At 64.0% G+C, this 18,259-nt stretch carries 16 protein-coding genes; 7 read left to right on the top strand and 9 right to left on the bottom strand.

What is annotated here, in order from left to right; genetic code table 11:
- Positions 1–280 precede the first annotated feature (280 nt).
- From DBR47_RS02690 to orn, 3 genes are all read right to left on the bottom strand, one after another.
- On the bottom strand, positions 281–2,293 hold the full coding sequence (locus DBR47_RS02690; RefSeq protein WP_231512089.1) for an SNF2-related protein: 2,013 nt from the start codon (positions 2,291–2,293) through the stop codon (positions 281–283).
- Between the two features lie 960 nt (positions 2,294–3,253).
- On the bottom strand, positions 3,254–5,077 hold the full coding sequence (locus DBR47_RS02685; RefSeq protein WP_124446573.1) for a chorismate-binding protein: 1,824 nt from the start codon (positions 5,075–5,077) through the stop codon (positions 3,254–3,256).
- A gap of 27 nt (positions 5,078–5,104) precedes the next feature.
- Positions 5,105–5,692, bottom strand: a complete 588-nt coding sequence (orn, locus tag DBR47_RS02680) for an oligoribonuclease (RefSeq protein ID WP_124446571.1) — start codon at positions 5,690–5,692, stop codon at positions 5,105–5,107.
- Between the two features lie 60 nt (positions 5,693–5,752).
- Here orn and DBR47_RS02675 point away from each other — a divergent pair, with 60 nt between their 5' ends.
- The 5 genes from DBR47_RS02675 to DBR47_RS02655 all read left to right on the top strand — a co-directional run bounded on the left by DBR47_RS02675 (position 5,753) and on the right by DBR47_RS02655 (position 9,680).
- On the top strand, positions 5,753–7,060 hold the full coding sequence (locus tag DBR47_RS02675; RefSeq protein ID WP_124446568.1) for a M48 family metallopeptidase: 1,308 nt from the start codon (positions 5,753–5,755) through the stop codon (positions 7,058–7,060).
- Between the two features lie 10 nt (positions 7,061–7,070).
- Positions 7,071–7,421: a 4a-hydroxytetrahydrobiopterin dehydratase gene (locus DBR47_RS02670; RefSeq protein WP_124446566.1), complete on the top strand. Its 351-nt coding sequence runs from the start codon at positions 7,071–7,073 to the stop codon at positions 7,419–7,421.
- A complete protein-coding gene (gene rsgA / locus DBR47_RS02665; RefSeq protein ID WP_124446564.1) occupies positions 7,418–8,326 on the top strand; it encodes a ribosome small subunit-dependent GTPase A in 909 nt (302 codons plus the stop codon). Before DBR47_RS02670 ends, rsgA begins: the two co-directional genes overlap by 4 nt.
- 108 nt (positions 8,327–8,434) lie before the next feature.
- Entirely contained in the window at positions 8,435–9,274 is an 840-nt protein-coding gene (locus DBR47_RS02660; RefSeq protein WP_124446562.1) for a sterol desaturase family protein, read from the top strand.
- Between the two features lie 91 nt (positions 9,275–9,365).
- Complete coding sequence (locus DBR47_RS02655) at positions 9,366–9,680, top strand: hypothetical protein (protein WP_124446560.1); 315 nt, start codon at positions 9,366–9,368, stop codon at positions 9,678–9,680.
- 337 nt (positions 9,681–10,017) lie between these two features.
- Here the strand turns inward: DBR47_RS02655 and DBR47_RS02650 are convergent, their stop codons facing one another.
- From DBR47_RS02650 to DBR47_RS02625, 6 genes are all read right to left on the bottom strand, one after another.
- Positions 10,018–10,779, bottom strand: coding sequence for a PEP-CTERM sorting domain-containing protein (locus DBR47_RS02650; protein ID WP_124446558.1), 762 nt, complete (start codon positions 10,777–10,779; stop codon positions 10,018–10,020).
- A gap of 229 nt (positions 10,780–11,008) precedes the next feature.
- Positions 11,009–11,284 carry a hypothetical protein gene (locus DBR47_RS02645; protein ID WP_124446556.1) on the bottom strand — a complete coding sequence of 92 codons (276 nt, stop codon included), beginning with the start codon at positions 11,282–11,284 and terminating at the stop codon, positions 11,009–11,011.
- Between the two features lie 71 nt (positions 11,285–11,355).
- Complete coding sequence (locus tag DBR47_RS02640) at positions 11,356–12,129, bottom strand: SDR family oxidoreductase (RefSeq protein WP_124446554.1); 774 nt, start codon at positions 12,127–12,129, stop codon at positions 11,356–11,358.
- A gap of 27 nt (positions 12,130–12,156) precedes the next feature.
- On the bottom strand, positions 12,157–14,217 hold the full coding sequence (locus DBR47_RS02635; RefSeq protein ID WP_124446552.1) for a M3 family metallopeptidase: 2,061 nt from the start codon (positions 14,215–14,217) through the stop codon (positions 12,157–12,159).
- 111 nt (positions 14,218–14,328) lie between these two features.
- Positions 14,329–14,997, bottom strand: coding sequence for a hypothetical protein (locus DBR47_RS02630; RefSeq protein WP_124446550.1), 669 nt, complete (start codon positions 14,995–14,997; stop codon positions 14,329–14,331).
- 108 nt (positions 14,998–15,105) lie between these two features.
- Positions 15,106–15,378: a hypothetical protein gene (locus tag DBR47_RS02625; protein ID WP_124446548.1), complete on the bottom strand. Its 273-nt coding sequence runs from the start codon at positions 15,376–15,378 to the stop codon at positions 15,106–15,108.
- 142 nt (positions 15,379–15,520) lie between these two features.
- Between DBR47_RS02625 and DBR47_RS02620 the strand changes: the two genes are divergently transcribed.
- On the top strand, positions 15,521–16,081 hold the full coding sequence (locus tag DBR47_RS02620) for a YaeQ family protein (protein ID WP_124446546.1): 561 nt from the start codon (positions 15,521–15,523) through the stop codon (positions 16,079–16,081).
- A gap of 89 nt (positions 16,082–16,170) precedes the next feature.
- Complete coding sequence (locus DBR47_RS02615; protein WP_197046847.1) at positions 16,171–18,252, top strand: prolyl oligopeptidase family serine peptidase; 2,082 nt, start codon at positions 16,171–16,173, stop codon at positions 18,250–18,252.
- The last annotated feature ends 7 nt before the right edge of the window (positions 18,253–18,259 follow it).

Here is an 18,259-nt window from a genome sequence, read left to right as displayed (position 1 = left end):
CACCGTGCGTTCATCTTGTCACTGCGCGCAAAGCTTCAAATTTGAAGCGCTTGGGCAGCGGCCTGAACAGAGGTCAGAGGAGACGTACGAAATGCAAGAGCAACAGCTGTTTAGAAAACGAACACTGCACTCCAAGCAAGACCATGACTATAGCACACTAGGGTTTTCACGGAAAGCTTTTTCTTTGCGCCGAAATGCAAGCAGGCCGCCAGGGCGTGATTCTCATCACAGACTGACGGTCTTGCACCCAGGCTCAAAGCGTTTGGGACGGCCTCTGTGATTACTTCGGCAGCAGGCTGCACAGCAGGGCCAGGGCCCGCATCCAGGCGCTCAGGTCCTCGCCCTGCAGCAGTTGCAGGCTGGCATCACCATCCAGGCAGGACTTGGGCAGCTCGGGCAAAACATCCATGGCCTGCAACATGGCCTGCTCCAGGCCTTGTTGGGCTTGCAGCTGAATCAGCGGCAGACCACGCGTGCTCTCCTCACATAAGGCGGACAGGCGACGACCCAGCAGCTCTTCGCTCCAAGGCAGCTCCAGATTGATCAGGCCCAGGTTGGCCTCCGAGCCTTCATTGATGAGCTGCAGGCCGGCGGCAGCGGCATCGCTGATCAGCAGCAGCTGCACCCGCTCGTCTTCGCGCCAACGGCGAGCCAGCGCCTGGCGTTCGGCCAGACCTTGGTTAGCACTCAGCTGCATGAACTTGAAGCCCTGGGACTGCAGGCGGGCGGCCAACAGGCTCAGCGCGTCGTCCCACTGGCAGAACACCACCAGGCGTTGCACGGCCGAGCCCAGCAGCTCGCGCGACACTGCCGCCACCGCCGCCAGCTTGGGCGCATCGGCCTGCACCTCGCCTGCCGCATCGCCTGGCGCATCGCTCGCTGCCGCCATCAGCTGCGGGCTGATGGCCAGGCGGCGCAGGCTTTGCACGGCGCGGGCCAAGGCCAGCTGCTCGGCGTCCGACACATAGTCGCTGCGCTCCCAGCGCTGCACCCCACGGCGCAGATCAGCCAGCGCCCTCGCCTGCAGCGTTTGCTGCGTCTGGCTCAGGCTCACGCTGCGCAGCTGCACCAGGGCGGGCGGCAGCACAGGGCTCAACTCGGCCTTGCTGCGGCTGAACATCAGTCGCTCCAGGGTTTGGTCCAAGGCATCCAGGCCCACAAAGCCCTGGATCTGACCGGCGGCATCGCGCCTGGCGTGATAGCTCAGGAAGCGCGCGTAAGGGCCGCTGCGCTGCTGATCCAGCAACTCCACCAAGGGCAGCAAGACCTTGGGCTGGCCGCTCAAGATCTGGCCGCTCAGCAGCAGCAAAAAGCCTTGTTCGGGACGAGCGGCTTCCAAGACCTTCAAGGCAGCCAGGGCCTGCGCGTCCAAACGACCGGCCTCGTCCACGATGATCAGCTCGGGCGCAAAAGACTGCAGCTGGCTCAAGTCCTGAGCAAGGGCCGAGCTGGCGCAGATCTTGATCTGCGCCTGGCCATCGGCCAGTTGCTCGGCACGAGCTTGCGCATCGCCCCAGACCATCTGCGCCGCGCGCCCACTCAAGGTCTGAGCCTCGGCCAGCCAACGACTCTGGGCCGACTCGGCGCACAGCAGCAAGACCCGCTCGACGCCGAAATGGCGCATGAAGAGCTCGCTGGCACCCAGGGCTTGGGCATACAAACCCAGGCCCAGATCATCGGCCAGCAGGCTGCGGCCGGCGCTGACGGCGAACAAGGCCGCCTCCAGCTGGAACATGGGCAGGGGCAGCTTGAGCAGATTGCGCAGCGCCGGCGTTTCCAGGCCTTGCGGATAGTTTTGCTCCAGACGCAGCACGCGCTGGCCGGCATCGCGCTTGTGAGCCAGCAGCGGCCACACGCCCTCCTCTACCCGCAGCTCATGGCCGGCCGCGGCCGCCACTTGCAGCAGATGAGCCAGGGCACCCGGCGCCTCGGCGCGCAAGCGGCCGGACTCGTCGGTCAGGGCCTGGGCAGCCTCGGCCACGACCGAAGGGCAGCCATGGCCTTGGCGCCAGCGCAGTTGGCGGCGAGCGCCAAAGCGCAGCAAGACTTCGCTGTAATCAAACTGCGGGCCACGGCGCAAGGCCTCGGCCGCACTCGGCTGGCTCAGCAGCTGAGCCAGGGCGAAGGCGATGTGCTCGCAGCTGCCACGGTCGCTGAGCGGAAAGGCCGCGCAGTTGCAACGGCAATCGATGGCCTGGGCGCCCAGCACCTGCACGCGCCAGCTCGCACCGGCTTCATCAATCTCGCTCACCCGGTACTCGCCCAGCACCGCGCCGGCAGTCTGCGCTTGCAAACGGAAACGAGGCGGTTCGGCCGCAAGCACGGACGCCGGGGCCGGGGCTGGCTTTGCCTGAACAGCGGCGGCGGGTGCAGGGGCTGCAGCCTTAGCCGGCTTGCTCGGCGCGGGCGAGGCCTTAACCTTTGCTTGAGTCGGCTTGGCAGGCTTCGCTTCGACTTGAGTCGGCGGCGGCACAACAGGCTGTGCCGCTTCAACGGCTTTGCTGACCTTGGGCTTTTTTGCAGGCTTGGCAGGCTCGGCTTTGGCTAGGGCTTTCGCTGCAGCTTTGGGCGCAACTTTGGGCGCTGCTTCCACCACGCGCTCGCTCGACGTCAACGCGCGCTTGGAGGCTTCTTCCAGGGCTTTCTTGGCCGCGCCAGCGCTCTTTGTCGACGTCTTCGCGGCAGTCTTTGCCACGGGTTTCGCAACCGGCTTCGCGGCGGACTTCGCGACAGGCTGGGGCGCAGGTTCAGCCACGGCTTTGGCCGCCGCCTTCTTTGGCTTGGCCTCGGGCTTTGCCTCTGCTTTGGCGGCAGCCTTAGCCTTGGGCGCTGCCTTGGACGCTGCCTTGGCCGGCTTGGCTGCGGCCACTGGCTGAATCACTTCAGCAGGCTGAACGACGGGCTTGGCCGCCGCTTTCGCCTTCTTTGCGGGAGTCGCCTTGACCTCGACGGCAGCAGCGGGCTTCTCGACCTTGGCCTTTTTGGCCGCAGGCGCTTTGGGTTGAGCCTTGTGCTCTGCCTTGGCGGCGACCTTCTTGGCCGCAGCCTTCACCGCAGCCTTCACCGTAGCTTTTGCCGCAGGCTTGACGGGCTGCGCTTCAAGCACAGCCTCGGGCTTGCTGCTCTTCACAGAGGCCGCTTTTTTTGCGGCAACTTTCTTGGGCGCGGCCTTGGGTGTCGCGCTGGTCTTCTTTGAGGCTGTAGCCATGGGATGCAATCAGGATTCGGTTAGGGAGGCGAGCGGCGCCGCTGTTCAAGCGCTCGCGCCATCCGTCGCTGCGAGCAAGCTGGCTTGGCACCAGCCGCGCAGGCTATTGAAAAAGGCAAGGTCTTGGGCCCGGGCCAGATCGCTTTTCAGCAAGCGCGCCTCGCTCAGGGTCCCAAGCTGCAGAAGTTCCTCGCGGTAGACGCCGGGCAGCAGGCCTGCTTCCAGCCGGGGCGTGAGCCAGCGGCCGTCTATCTTCAGCGCCACATTGCCGAACGAGCATTCGGTCAGCTCCTCAGCGGCATTCCAGAGCAGCACGTCGAAGGCTTGCGCCGGCTTCGTGCTGGAAAAAAATTCATAGGCTTCGCGCCGTGTCGTTTTGTGTTGAATGAACTCGGCGCCTGGCCCCTGCGTGTCGATAGGGCTGGGCGCGAGCGCAAGTATCACGCACATTGGGGTGGCCGGCAGCGAGAAACACTGCAATTGCACAGCGCCTTGCGGGCTCACGGTGATGCGGACGCGCCAGCTGCCCGGCCCCTGGCTCTGCGCCAGTCCTTCAAGTTGTTGGCGCAAATCAGCACTGGAGAATTTGATGCCAAAGTGTTGCGTCGTGCGCTGCAGGCGAGCCAGATGGCGAGCCAGTCTGAGATAGCGCCCGTCTTCCAGGCGCAGGGTTTCCAGCGCCGAGATGGGGGCTTGCGCACGCAGCAAAAAGCGCGCCTTGGCCCGCCATTCGGCCACCTCGGCAGTGGCTTCGGAGTCCAAGGTGATGGCGCTGCCCACGCCCACTTGCAAGCACTCGGGGCCGCGCTGCTCCACCGTACGTATCGGCACATTGAAGCTCGCAACGCCGCCAGGCTGCAAAAGCCCCAAGGCACCGCAATACCAGCCGCGCGCCTGCGGCTCCAGCTCACGGATGATTTGCATGGCGCGAATCTTGGGCGCGCCGGTGACCGAGCCGCAGGGAAACAGGGCTTTAAAGATCGCCGACAGCGTCAGGCGCGGCGCGCTCACCGCCGTCACCGTCGAGGTCATCTGCCAGACCGTGGGCAAGGCATGCAGCTCAAACAAGCGCGGCACCCGCACAGTGCCCAGCTGGGCGACCCGGCTCATATCGTTGCGCAGCAGGTCCACGATCATCAGGTTCTCGGCCCGCTCTTTTTCGCTGGTGCGCAGATGGGCTTGGGCCGCCTCATCTTCCACCACATCGCGGCCACGCGCGGCCGTGCCCTTCATGGGCTGGGCCGCCAGCAGCCAGGCCGTGGCGGCATCGGGCACCGGCCGCCAATCGAAGAACAACTCGGGCGAGACACTGGCCACGCCTTGCTCGCGCAGGAACAAAGAGAACCCGCCCGGTTGGCCGCGATGCAGGGCCAGGAAATAATCCGCCAGATCGACGCCAGCGCTCTCGGCCTGCAGCCGGGTGGTCAGATTGACCTGGTAGCAATCGCCGGCGCGAATCCACTCACGGATGCGTTCGATTTGCGCACACTCATGCAACTCAAGCTGGCTGTCGGACCAAGCGCCACTCAGCAAGCCGCCGCCCTCGGGCTCGGTCAAATCCGGCCAGGGCTCAGGCTCGCACTCGAAGACGGCGAATTCGGCCAGCGGACCTTGGCAGGCATGGCTTTGCAAGGCCGGGTCAAAGGCTGAGGCGGCCTCGTAACGCAAGCCCCCCAACACCCAGGCACCGGCGCGGGCGGCTTGGTGGGCCGCGTCCAGCACGGCCGCCACCTCGCTGGCCTGCTGGGCCCGCAAGACCCGGCTGGGTGGCTGATAGAAGGCACCCCGCACGCGCTCACCGTCTTCGCGCGCCAGGGGGTGGCGCGGGAAATCGAAGGCCGCTTGCAGGCTTGAGACCTTCTTGTTCACATCAGGCACGGAAACAGAAGAAAAGAATCAGAGGCTCAGGAAATGCTCGCGGTAGTAGGCCAGCTCGTCGATGGACTCGGTGATGTCGGCCAGGGCCGTGTGGGCCTGCGCTTTTTTAAAGCCGTCCAGAATCTCCGGCTTCCAGCGGCGTGCCAACTCCTTCAAGGTGGACACGTCCAGATTGCGGTAGTGGAAGAACTCTTCCAGCTTGGGCATGTAGTTGGCCAGGAAGCGGCGGTCCTGGCAGATGCTGTTGCCGCACATGGGCGACTTGCCGGCTGGCACATATTGCTTGAGGAAGGCGATGGTCTGGGCCACGGCCTCGTCCTCGGTGATGGTCGAGGCCTTGACGCGGTCAATCAGGCCGCTCTTGCCATGGGTGCCCTTGTTCCAGGCATCCATCTTGTCCAGGGTTTCGTCGCTCTGGTGGATGGCGAAGACGGGGCCTTCCACCCGCACATTGAGCTGCGCATCGGTCACGACCACAGCGATCTCGATGATGCGATCACGGTCCGGGTAGAGGCCGGTCATTTCCAGATCGATCCAGATCAGGTTCTGCTCGTGCAGGGCCAGGGTGGGCGTGGAGACAGGCAAGGTTTCGGAGGTCGTGCTCATGTGTGCGTGAATCAATGGACTTTGAATGGGCGCTATTGTCGCAGCCCTACACTTCAGCCCATGCTCTCAAGCCTTTCTACCTTTTCTTTGAACCCGCAGATTTTGGCCGTGGCCTTTGCCCTGGCCATTGTGGTCAGCCTAGCCACCAAGTTCTGGCTCAACAACCGCCAGGTTCGCTATGTGGCCCAGCACCGTGACCAGGTGCCCGAGCCCTTTGCCAAGGTGGTGCCGCTCAGCGCCCATCAAAAAGCGGCCGACTACACGATTGCCCGCAGCCGCTTTGGCTTGCTGAGTCTGGCTTTTGGCACGGTGGTCTTGCTGGGCTGGACCTTGCTGGGCGGGCTCCAGCTGCTCAACCAAGGCCTGCTTGAATCGGGTGCCTCGCACTTCGGCGGCATGACTTACCAGCTGAGCCTGCTGGTGGCCTTCACCTTGATCGGTGCCCTGCTGGACCTGCCTTGGGAGCTCTACAACACTTTCTGTCTGGAGCAGCGCTTCGGCTTCAACCGCATCACCTGGAAGATGTATATCGCCGACGCACTCAAGGGCGCCCTGGTCGGCGCGCTGATCGGCCTGCCCATCGCCGCCCTGATTCTTTGGCTGATGGGCGCGGCCGGCGCCTATTGGTGGCTGTGGGCCTGGGGCGCTTGGATGGGCTTCAATGTCTTGATCCTGGTGCTCTACCCCACGGTGATTGCCCCGCTCTTCAACAAGTTCGAGCCCCTGTCTGACGACAGCCATGAGGGCCTGCGCGCCCGCGTTGAAGCACTGATGCAGCGCTGCGGCTTCGCGGCCAAGGGCTTGTTCGTGATGGACGGCAGCCGCCGCTCTTCCCACGGCAACGCCTACTTCACCGGCTTTGGCCCGGCCAAGCGGGTGGTGTTTTTTGACACCTTGCTGGCCCGCCTCAACGGCCCCGAGGTGGAGGCCGTGCTGGCCCATGAGCTGGGCCACTTCAAGCACAAGCATGTCACCAAGCGCATGATCGTGATGTTTGGCTTGAGCCTCGCGGCCTTTGCCCTGCTGGGCTGGCTGTCGCGCCAGGCGTCCTTCTATCTGGCCTTCAATGTGGAGCCCAATATGGCGGCGCCCAACGATGCCCTGGCGCTCTTGCTCTTCTTGCTGGTGCTGCCGGTGTTCAGCTTTTTCTTCACCCCGCTGGCCAGCTATTTCTCACGCCGCGACGAGTTCCAGGCCGACGCCTATGCCTGCGCCCAGGCCAGCGGCGCCGATCTGGCCTCGGCCCTGCTCAAGCTGCACGAGGACAATGCGGGGACGCTGACCCCCGATCCGGTGTACGCCCGCTTCTACTATTCGCACCCGCCGGCCAGTGAGCGGCTGGCGGCTTTGCAAACCTCGAACAACTGAATTCGACACCATGTCTTCCCTGAACCTTTTGACCGCCCAATGCCAGCCGCAGACCACGGCCCTGACCGACACCGAGCTGCCCACCTGGCTGGCCCTGGTGCCGGGCTGGAAGCCGGTGAAGTATGACGATCTACCACCGGCCATCGAGTCGAGCTTTGCTTTCGACAACTTCTACCAAACCATGGCCTTCGTCAACGCTGTGGCCGAGATCGCCCATGGCCAGGACCATCACCCCGATCTGATCGTCAGCTTCGGCGCCTGCACCCTGCGCTACAGCACGCATTCGGCCGGGGGCTTGACGCCCAACGACTTCATCTGCGCCGCCCAGGTGTCAGCCCTGCCTGAGGCCACGGCCGCATGAGTCGCTTTGGCGAACTCGATCTGGGCCTGGTGGTGCGCGGCCACGGCCGCCACTACATCGTGGAAGACAGCGATGGCCAGCGCCGGGTCTGCCATCCGCGCGGCAAGAAGAGCGATTGCGTGGTGGGCGACGAGGTGCGCTGGGCGCCCAGCGGTTCGGACGAGGGTGTGATCGAGGCGGTGGAGCCGCGCCGCAATCTGCTCTTCCGCCAGGACGAATGGAAGACCAAGAGCTTTGCCGCCAATGTGGATCAGTTGCTGATCCTGGTCGCCGTGGAGCCAGTCTTCAGCGAAAGCCAGCTCTGCCGCGCCCTGATCGCGGCCGAGGCCGCCGGCATCCACACCACCATCGCCCTGAACAAAACCGATCTACCCGGCACCGAATCGGCCCGCGAGCGCCTGAAGCCCTACCAGGCCATGGGCCTGAACATGATGGAGATCGCCCTCAAAGCGCAGCCCGAGGAATCCATTGCCAAGCTCACCCCCTGGCTGACCGGCAAACGCAGCTTTGTGATGGGCCCCAGCGGCACCGGCAAAAGCACGCTGATCAATCTCTTGATCCCCGATGCCAAGGCCCAGGTGGGCGATATCTCGGTGGCCCTGAACTCCGGCCGCCACACCACCACCACGACGCAGTGGTACTGGGTGGATGCCGAGCGCCAATCGGCCCTGATCGACTCGCCCGGCTTCCAGGAGTTTGGCGTGCGCCAGGTCGAAGCGAGCCAGCTGGCGCATTTGATGCCCGATCTGCACGCCCATGCCGACCATTGCCGCTTCTACAACTGCACCCACCAGCACGAACCGGGCTGCGGCGTGCGCGAGGCGGTGGACGCCGGCCTGATCAGTGCCAACCGTTACCGCATCTACGGCGAGATCCTGGCCGAGCTGACGGCCAAGCGTTGGTAGCCTTGCTGGCCTTGCTCGGGCATAAGTCTCGCTTGCCCTGATTGAGGGGGGCGGTTTGGGCTGTGCAGGCGAGATACTGAAGTTCAGTCACGCTCCGAACTCCTGCCCATGCTCGCCAACCTGCCAGCCCTGGTCACCGACCTGCTTCGCCTCAGCCTCTGGCTGCTCTTGCTGGCCCTCGTCTTCCTGCCTCTGGAACGCCTTTGGGCCGCGCACAAGCAGCCTCTGCTGCGCCAGGGCTGGCTCACCGATCTAGGCCACTACTTCGTCAACGGCCTGCTGCCCGCCCTGGTGCTGGCGCCCCTGCTGAGCTTGCTCGCCCTGGCCTTGCACGGCCTGGTGCCGACCGGCCTGCACGCCTGGGTGGCCGAGTTGCCGCTGGGCGCCCGGATCGCCGCGGCCTTGGTGGTGGGTGAGATCGGCTTCTACTGGGGCCACCGCCTGATGCACACCGTGCCCTGGCTCTGGCCCTTCCATGCCGTGCACCACAGCGCCACCGATATGGACTGGCTGGTCAACACCCGCGCCCATCCTTTTGATATGGTGTTCCAACGCCTGTGCGGCTATGTGCCGCTCTACATCAGCGGTCTTGCGCATCCACTGGCGGCGGGTGGCGATGCGGTCTCCATCGCCGTGCTCTTGCTAGGCGTGGTCTGGGGCTTTTTCGTGCACGCCAATGTGCGCTGGCGCTTTGGGCCGCTGGAGCAATTGGTGGCCACACCCGCATTCCACCACTGGCACCACGCCAATGACGGGCCGGCCACGCTCAACAAAAACTACGCCGCCCTGCTGCCCTGGGTGGACCGCATCTTCGGCAGCTTTTATCTGCCAGCCCAACTGCCCCAGCACTACGGCACCGATACCCCGGTCCCAGAGCACTTGATCGGGCAATGGCTGCAGCCCCTGGGGTTGACGAAGGACTCCGCTGCAAGCGGCATCAGAGAGTAGGCAACCGTAGGGCAGCAAAATAGTTGCCTTGGCTTGCTAAGCAGATCCAAGCCTTAGCGGCAGCTATGTGCCCAAAGCGGGCGCTGGCGCCATGGCGGTCGGTGACTTCAACGCCAACAAAATCTGGGATGAGTGGGATCGTTGGTGGAATCACTCTGATGTGGTCCGCGAACTCGCTGGGATGGGACTCCAAAGTTGCTATCACCGCCATCAAAATGAAGAACAGGGACTGGAGACCCGTCCGACGTATTTTCAGCATCGACATCTGTCCAAGCCATATCACATCGACTACGGATTCACCGGCCCGTCCTGGCAGGTCGAACGCGTCGAGGTAGGAGCATCAGATCATTGGTTGACGTACAGCGATCACATGCCCGTTGTATTCGATCTGTCTCGGCAACCTTGAAGCAGGCATATCTCGATGCCGGGTCCTGGCCGACTGCGTGAGTTGAGTGAACTCGGGCCAAAACCCGCAATGGGCACAGAGCTGTCACCGCTGACTAAAGAAATGCCCCCTCCCAAGGATCAAAAACTCCAACTCCCAAGGCTAATTGACCGCCTAGAAAGCGTTTCCCGACTTCGGCACGCCTTTTGTGGCACTCGAGCAAGTCGCGATGACTAACTCTCGCCAGTCGAAAAACTTTGGCGCCAGCTGCGTTGAGTTTGGCGGCCCACACCAACAGAAACAACAAAGGGCCCCGCAGGGCCCTTTGACTTTGTAAAAGCTGTGCAAGCCAGCCGACTTAGGCCTTGGCCTTCACGCGGCGGCGCGCCAGCAGGACGACGCCCAAGCCCAAGCCCAAGCCCATCAGGCCCAGACTGGCGGGTTCGGGCACGGCGGTGACGGCGTTGACCGAGATGCCGTCCAGCATGGCAATCGGAGGCAGGCCTGCGGGGCCGTTCGCCAGGAAACCCAAGACCTGGCTGGTGGCCGAGGCGGTGAAGACCATGGTCTGTTTTTGCCAGGCGGTCGAGGGCGCGTTATAGCCCTGGAAGTTGTTGGCGCCCACGGTCATGGCGTCCGAGGTCTTGGAGGCCGAGCCAAAGCTCACCGTCCAAGTCTGATCGAAAGCATGGCCGATGCTGGGGAAGTAGCCCTGGCTGATGCCGGCTGCTTGGAAGAAGCTGACCTCGTAGGACTTGCCCACTTGCAAGCCCGTGATGTTCTGCCAGATGGTGCCGCTGTAATGCGGGTCCGAGTCCAGCCAAAAGAATTTGCCACCATCCGGGCTAGGGCCGGGGTCGGTCGCCAAGACCCAACCGCCGCCAAAGGACAGCGTCGAATTGCTGGCACTTGTGGCGGCCGAAGAGGCCAGGCCACCGGCCATGCTGCCCAATGACAGCGGCGTCAAATTCCAGTCCGCCGGGCGCATATAGCCGCCGTAACCGGCTTCGAAATTACCGTTGCTGACCAGATTGGCAGCGCCTGCGGAAGCCGAAGCCAAGGCGGCTAGGGCCAAGGCCAGAACGCTCAAGGGCGACCCGAACAAAGACTTTGATTTCATCGCGACAAGCCGTTTCAAAAAAAAGCGCAACTCCCTAACACTCCAATCACCCCAGGCCGCGCTGCGAGGCTGGGCCTGTGTCGGCCCCTGGCCGGGTGGATAGGACGGGTTCAGTGTAGGGAGCGGCTGCGGCGAGTCGCGGTACTAGTTGGCGTTTCAAAGCCGGCGTGCACTAGCCCCCCCTCAACCAAGGGGAAAAGCGGCAGCTTTCAACACCATGCACCCCAAATCAAGACTTGGCGTCGGGGACTTCGCGGGCTTCCACATCGACGACATCGCTCACCGCGGTGTGGCGGGCGCGCTCACCCATGGGTCGTCCCGCGCGGAATTGCTGGGCACGCTTGAAGCCGGACAGGTCCAGCACCGGCTTGCGCCCGCGCACCAAGCTCCACAGCAAGAGGCCAATCATGGTAAACAGGGCCAGCACCAGCAGCGCCAACACCAGCAGTACCGAGGCCACGGTCAGCACCAGGCGGGACAGCAGGGAGAAAAACGCAGAAATCATCAACAATCCCTTCTCAAATCAAAGCCCGCGCAAGCCCGGATCGCCATAGATTGAGGGCGAAGCCCGAGTTTTCAACCCCGCCCTACAAAAGGCATGGTGGTGGCCATGACCGTCATGGTCTGCACATTGGCGCTCAGGGGCAGGCTGGCCATATAGAGCACGGCACTGACCGCATGGGCCAGGTCCATGGTGGCCTCCACCGCAATTTCCCCATTGGCCTGGCGCACGCCGCGGGTCATGGGCTGGGCCATCTCGGTCAGGGCATTGCCCAGATCCAATTGACCGCAGGCGATATCGAAAGCCCGGCCATCGAGCGACAAGCTCTTGGTCAAGCCGGTGATCGCGTGTTTGCTGGCCGTGTAAGGCGCGGAATTGGGGCGCGGCGCATGAGCGGAGATGGAGCCGTTGTTGATGATGCGGCCACCGCGCGGCGTCTGCGTCTTCATCAGCTTGAAGGCCGCCTGGGCGCACAAAAAACTGCCGCTCAGATTGACGTTGATCACCGCCTGCCACTGCTCAAAACTCAGCTCATCGATGGGAATGGCGGGGGCGGCGAGGCCCGCGTTATTGAAGAGCAAGTCAAGGCGGCCGAACTCGCGGGCGATGCGCTCAAAGAGCTGCGCCACCTCGGCAGCAAGGCTGACGTCGCAGACCTGAACCAGGCTCAAGCCCAGGCCATGGGCACGCTCGATCAGCTCGGCCGTCTCCTGCAAGGCCTCGGCGCGTCGCCCCACCAGCGCGAGCCGGTAACCCGCCCCCGCCAAGCCCAGCGCCGTCGCCCGGCCAATGCCGGATCCGGCGCCGGTGACCAGGGCAAATTTGCCCCTGCCCGTTTGCTTCTCCATCACCCTACTCCTATCGGTTAAACCCGCTCAAGCGGGCAGCAGACCTCGGCTCTTGAGCATGGGGCCCACCACCGCGTCGCGGCCACGGAAGGCCCGAAACGCTTCCCCCGGCTCGCGGCTATTGCCGGTCGAGTAGATACAGTCGCGCAGACGCTTGGCCACGCCCGCATCGAAGATATCGCCCGCTTCCACAAAGGCCTCAAAGCCATCGGCCTCCAGCACCTCGGCCCACAGGTACACGTAGTAACCCGCAGCGTAAGAACTGCCCGAGAACAGATGCTGGAAATGCGTCATGCGATGGTTCATGCCCACCGCTGCCGGCAGGCCGTAGGCCGCCATGGTCTTGGCCTCGAAGTCCACCACCGCGGGGCCCTCGGCCTCGGTCAGCGAGTGAGCGGCCAGGTCCACCAGGGCGCTGGCGGTGTAACGCACCGTTTCATAGCCCTGGTTGAACAGCGCCGCGGCCTTGAGCTTGGCCAGCAAGGCATCGGGAATCGCTTCGCCGGTCTGGTAGTGGCGGGCGTGTTTCTTGAGCACCGCTGGGTCGGCCATCCAGTGCTCGAACAGCTGCGAGGGCAGCTCCACAAAATCGCGCAGCACCTGAGTGCCCGAGAGCCGCTCAAATTCGACGTCAGACAGCAGGCCGTGCAAACCATGGCCGAATTCATGGAACAGGGTGCGGGTGTCGTCAAAGCTCAGGAGCGTGGGCTGGCCGGCCGCGCCTTTGGCGAAATTGTTGTTGTTCAGGATGATGGGCAGGCAGTCCAGTCCGTTGCGGGCCTGCAGGCGCAGGGCATTCATCCAGGCACCGCTGCGCTTGATGCTGCGCGCGAAGTTGTCGTGCAAAAAGATGCCGCGCAAGCGGCCGTCGGCGTCCTGCACCTCGTAGACCAGCACATCGGGGTGGTAGGCCGCCACCTCAGGTCTCGCCTCGAAACGCAGGCCAAACAGACGACCGGCGCAGTCGAACAAGGCCTGCACCATGGCGTCCAGAGGGAAGTAGGGCTTGACCTCGGCCTCGTCCAGATCGTACTGGGCCTTGCGGACTTTCTCGGCGTAGAAGCGCCAGTCCCAGGCCTGCAGAGGCAGGGCATGACCCAGGCTTTGCATCATGGCCTCCAGCGCCGCTTGCTCGGCAGCGGCGGCGGTCTTGGCGGGCTCCCAGACCTGCGAGAGCAGGCCGGCGACGGCCGCGCGGCTGCCGGCCATGGTGTCGGCCAAGGCGTAGTCGGCATAGCAAGCATGGCCATGCAGGCGGGCCTGCTCATTGCGCAGCGTCAGGATCTCCTGGGCCACGGCGCGGTTGTCGGTAGCACCCGCGTTCTCACCCCGGCCCACCCAGGCGCGCCAGGCCTGCTCGCGCAGATCACGGCGCTCGCTAAAGGTCAGAAAGGGCACGATCAGGGAGCGCGACAAGGTGATCACCCGACTGCCTGCAGGCAGACCGCGATCGCTGGCCGCCTGGGCGGCGGCGGCCAGCAGAAAGTCCGGCAGGCCGGCGATGTCGGCCTCGCCCTGCAGCAAGAGCTGGTAGCCGGTTTCATCGGCCAACACGTTTTGAGCGAACTGGGTGTTCAGCTCGGCCAGACGCTCCATCACCTGGGCATAACGCTTTTGTTCGGCAGCAGCCAATTTGGCCCCGGCGCGCACAAAGTCCAGATGCACCCGCTCCAGCAAACGCAGGGCTTGCGAGTCCAGGCCGAGCGCCTGGCGCTGCTGAAACAAGGCATCCACCCGTTTGAACAGACCCTCATGCATATAGGTCCAGCTATTGTGCGCGGCCAAGGGGCCCGCCAAGGCGCGCTGGGTGGCTTGCAATTCGGGCGAGGTCGCTGAAGCGGCCAGGCTGTAGAACAGCGACTCCAGGCGCGTCAGCAGGCGGCCGCTGCGGTCGAAGCTGGCCAGGGTGTTGGCGAAGCTGGGGGCATCGGTCTGGGCCGCGATGGCGTCCAACTCGGCGCGGTGCTGGGCAATCGCCTGCTCAAAAGCCGGCAGGAAATGGGCGGCCGTGATCTCGGCAAAAGGCGGCAAGCCGTAAGGACCGGTCCAGTCCTGCAACAAGGGGTTCAGAGAAGTCACCGAGCTCATGGGGTAGCTGCTTTCAGTTCAGAAAAAAAGGGGCAGAGAAAACGATCCCGAAAAAACAAAGGGCGCCAGCCTTTCACAGCGTGGCGCCCCGGGGAGTCTGGCGGGCAGGCTTTACTTGCCGGCGGCCGCGCGCTCCTTCTTGACGGCGGCTTCGTCCGCCTCGTCATAGGACTTGTTGCTGCATTCGGCCTTCCAGGCGTCCATCTTGTCCAGATGGGCTTCGGTGCGGTCTTCCAGCACCTTGAAGCTGGCGTTGAACTTGTCGACCTTGTCGCTGAAGACCTTGCGCTTGCCTTCCAGGGCCTTGCCGCTCTCGATCACGGGGCCGGCGCTGGCGTCGAACTTGGCGGCACGCGCTTCGTATTCCTTGCGCTTGGCGTCCAGCTCTTCCTTGCTCATCTTGGGCGCGGCGGCCTTGATGTCCTCATTCATTTTCAGAATGGCTTCGCGCTCTTTCTTCAACTCGGCCACATTGGCCGTGTAGGCCTCTTCTTCCTTGGTCAGCGCATCTTTTTCGTTGCGCAGGTCGGTGCTTTCCTGCTTGTAAGCCGCCTGGCCGTCCTTGATGGCCTGGGCTTCCTTGACATTGGCGTCGTTCAAGTCCAGGCAATGGCGCAGCTCGTCGCGCGTCATCAGCTTGACCTTGGGCTTCTCAACGACGGGCTTGCCGACCTTGTTGTTCTTGGGGTCCACCTTGGCATTGGGATTGACCGTGGAGCCGGACTGGGCAAAAACGGGCAAGGCAGCGGCCAAAGCGAGGGAGAGAAGGATACGTTTCATGGCAAAGACTCGGCTGAATGCGCTCGGGCCCCGGGGGCCCAGCAAGCGCTGACAGAAAAAGAGGCGCCCATCATGCCACGCGTTGGCCGGCATGAGGAAAGCCTGGGATCAGGACTGGCCCTTGCGCAGCAGTTCGGCCACCAGGCCGTTGATGCCGCCTTCGTGCGTGGCGGCTTGCTCGCGCAGGCTTTGCGCCAGCGCAGCCGGCAGCTTGCAGGCAAAGGGCACCAGGCCGGCGGCACTGTCCAGGCGGCGCTGCTCCTTGCGATCGGGCAGCTGGGCCGCGCCCTGGCCAAAGCGGCCGGGGATGGGGGCGCCACGCATCTGCGTGTCGAGTTTGAGGCCGGCGAGGCGGTCGAGATCGGTTTTCTTCATGCTCATGGGGAGGGACGCCTGCGGCTGCTTTGGGTTGGAAGCGCTGGATTGTCCCTCAGCCCGGGCCGGACGAATGCAGGCTGCGCCGATAATCCCGCCACTTCCGCCCCGCCCGGGTGGCGAACAGAACAAAGACGAGCTCAGCCCCATGGCCATCAAAGCCACCATACACAAAGCCCAAATCCAGATCGCCGACATGGACCGCAATGTCTACGGCGAACACAATCTGACCATCGCCCGCCAGCCTTCCGAGACCGACGAGCGCATGATGATTCGCATCCTGGCCTTCGCCCTCAATGTGCCCGCCGACGATTTGCGCGGCCGCCTGGAGCTGAGCAAGGGCCTGGCCGATGCCGATGAGCCCGAGCTGTGGCAGCGCGACCTGACCGGCGACATCCTGCACTGGATCGACCTGGGCCAGCCCGACGAGCGCCGCCTGCTCAAGGCCCACGGCCGCTCGGAGCGGGTCAGCGTCTACGGCTATGCCTACAGCACGCCGATCTGGTGGGCGAATATCGAATCCAAGCTGACGCGCGCTCCGCGTTTGTCCGTCTGGCAGATCCCGGCCGAGCAATCACAATCGCTGGCGAAATTGGCCCAGCGCAGCATGCAGTTGCAGGTGACCGTGCAGGACGGCGGCATCTATGTGTCGACTGCCGAGGATTCGCTGGAAATCAACCCGATCGCGCTCAAACGCTCCCAGGAATGACCACCCCCTCTCGCACCCAAACCATCGGCCGTCTGGGCCTGGCCAGTCTGGCCACCCTGTGCCTGCAAATGCTGCCCACGGAGACCCTCATGGCCCAGGCCAAAATCGGCAACAGCACCAGTGCCAGCACCATCGCAACGGAAGACCCTTTCCGTTGGCTGGAAGAGGTACAGGGCGAGCGCGCCCTGGCCTGGGTGCGAGAACGCAATGCCCAGAGCACCAAGCTGCTGCAATCACGCCCCGAGTACAAGGGCTTGCGCAAGGACTTGGTCGAGATCTTGAACGCCAAGGATCGCATCCCCCAGGTGCGCCGCATGGGGCCCTGGCTCTACAACCTCTGGCAGGACGAGCAGCACAAACGCGGCCTGTGGCGCCGCGCCAGCCTGGCCGAATACCAAAGAGCCGAACCCCAGTGGGAGACGGTGCTAGATCTGGACGCCCTGGGCGCGGCCGAGAAGGAAAACTGGGTGTTTGGCGGCGCCCAATGCCTGGCCCCCGACTACCGGCGCTGCCTGGTTTCGCTCTCGCGCGGCGGCGCCGATGCCACGGTGGTGCGCGAATTCGACACCCAGAGCAAACAGTTTGTGCCTGAGGGCTTCAGCTTGCCAGAGGCCAAGTCGGAAGTGGTGTGGGCGGACGAGAACACGGTCTATGTGGGCACCGATTTCGGCCCCGGCTCGCTGACCGACTCGGGCTACCCCCGCGTCATCAAGCGCTGGCAGCGCGGCACGCCGCTTGGCGAGGCCAAGATCGTGTTCGAGGGTGAGGCCCAGGACGTGGCGGCCAGCGTCTACGTCGATCGCACACCCGGCCATGAGCACACCCTGTTCAGCCGCGCCCTGGACTTTTACAACCAGGCCGCCTTCCTCTTGCAAGACGGCAAGCTTGTGAAGCTGGACCTGCCCAGCGATGTGCAGGCCAATTTCTGGGGTTCGCGCCTGCTCTTGCAGCCGCGCAAGGATTGGCAGGCCGGCGGGCAAAGCTATCCAGCCGGCGCCCTGCTGCTGGTCGACACGGCCGCCTTCTTGAAGGGTGAACGCAAGTTCGACACCTTGTTCAGCCCCACGGCCACCCGCTCCCTGGCCGGCTACACGGTGACGCGCCAGCATCTGATCCTGAACATCAGCGACCAGGTCGCCAGCCGGCTGGAGGAATGGAACTTCAGCGGGGACAAACCCAGCCACCGCAAGATCCAGGCGCCCTTCCCCGGCGCTCTGAGCGTGGCCAGCCTCTACGACAGCGAGCTGCCCAAGGACGAACTGGCAGACCGCTACATCGTCAACTACGCCGACTTTCTGACGCCCGACACCTTGTATCTGGCCCAGGCCGGCAATGATGAGCGCCAAGTGCTCAAGGCCCGCGAACCCAAGTTCAATGCCGGCGGCATGAAGGCCGAGCAGTTCTTCGCGACCAGCAAGGACGGCACCCGCGTGCCCTATTTCGTGGTCTCGCCCCCGGGCGTCAAGCTGGACGGCAAGAACCCCACCCTGCTCTACGGCTATGGCGGCTTCGAGGCCTCGATGCGGCCCTGGTACTCGGGCGGCTTCGGTCGTGCCTGGTATGGACGCGGCGGCGTTTTCGTGCTGGCCAATATCCGTGGCGGCGGCGAGTTCGGCCCCAACTGGCACCAGGCGGCGGTGAAGGAAAACAAGCAGCGCAGCTACGAGGACTTCATCGCCGTGGCCGAGGACCTGGTCAAGCGGAAAATCAGCTCGCCCAAGCATCTGGGCATCATGGGCGGCAGCAATGGCGGCCTGCTGGTCGGCGCCACTTTTGTGCAGCGCCCCGATCTCTTCAACGCCGTGGTCTGCCAGGTGCCCTTGCTGGACATGAGCCGCTATCACAAGCTCCTGGCGGGTGCCTCCTGGATGGCCGAGTACGGCGACCCGGACAAGGCCGAGGAATGGGACTTCATCCGCAAATACAGCCCCTACCAGAACGTCAAGAAAAGCGTGAAATATCCCAAGGTGCTGTTCACCACCTCGACCCGTGATGACCGCGTCCACCCAGCGCACGCCCGCAAAATGGCGGCCCTGATGCAGTCGCAAGGTCATGATCTGCTCTATTACGAGAACATCGAAGGCGGCCATGGCGGCGCGGCCGATAACGAGCAGCGCGCCACCTTGCAGGCCATGGAATATGCCTATCTGTGGCAGCAGCTGAAACGCTGATCAAGTA

This window comes from Paucibacter sp. KBW04 (assembly GCF_003852425.1).
Taxonomy (GTDB): domain Bacteria; phylum Pseudomonadota; class Gammaproteobacteria; order Burkholderiales; family Burkholderiaceae_C; genus Paucibacter_A.
This window is presented reverse-complemented; position numbering and strand designations above follow the sequence as displayed.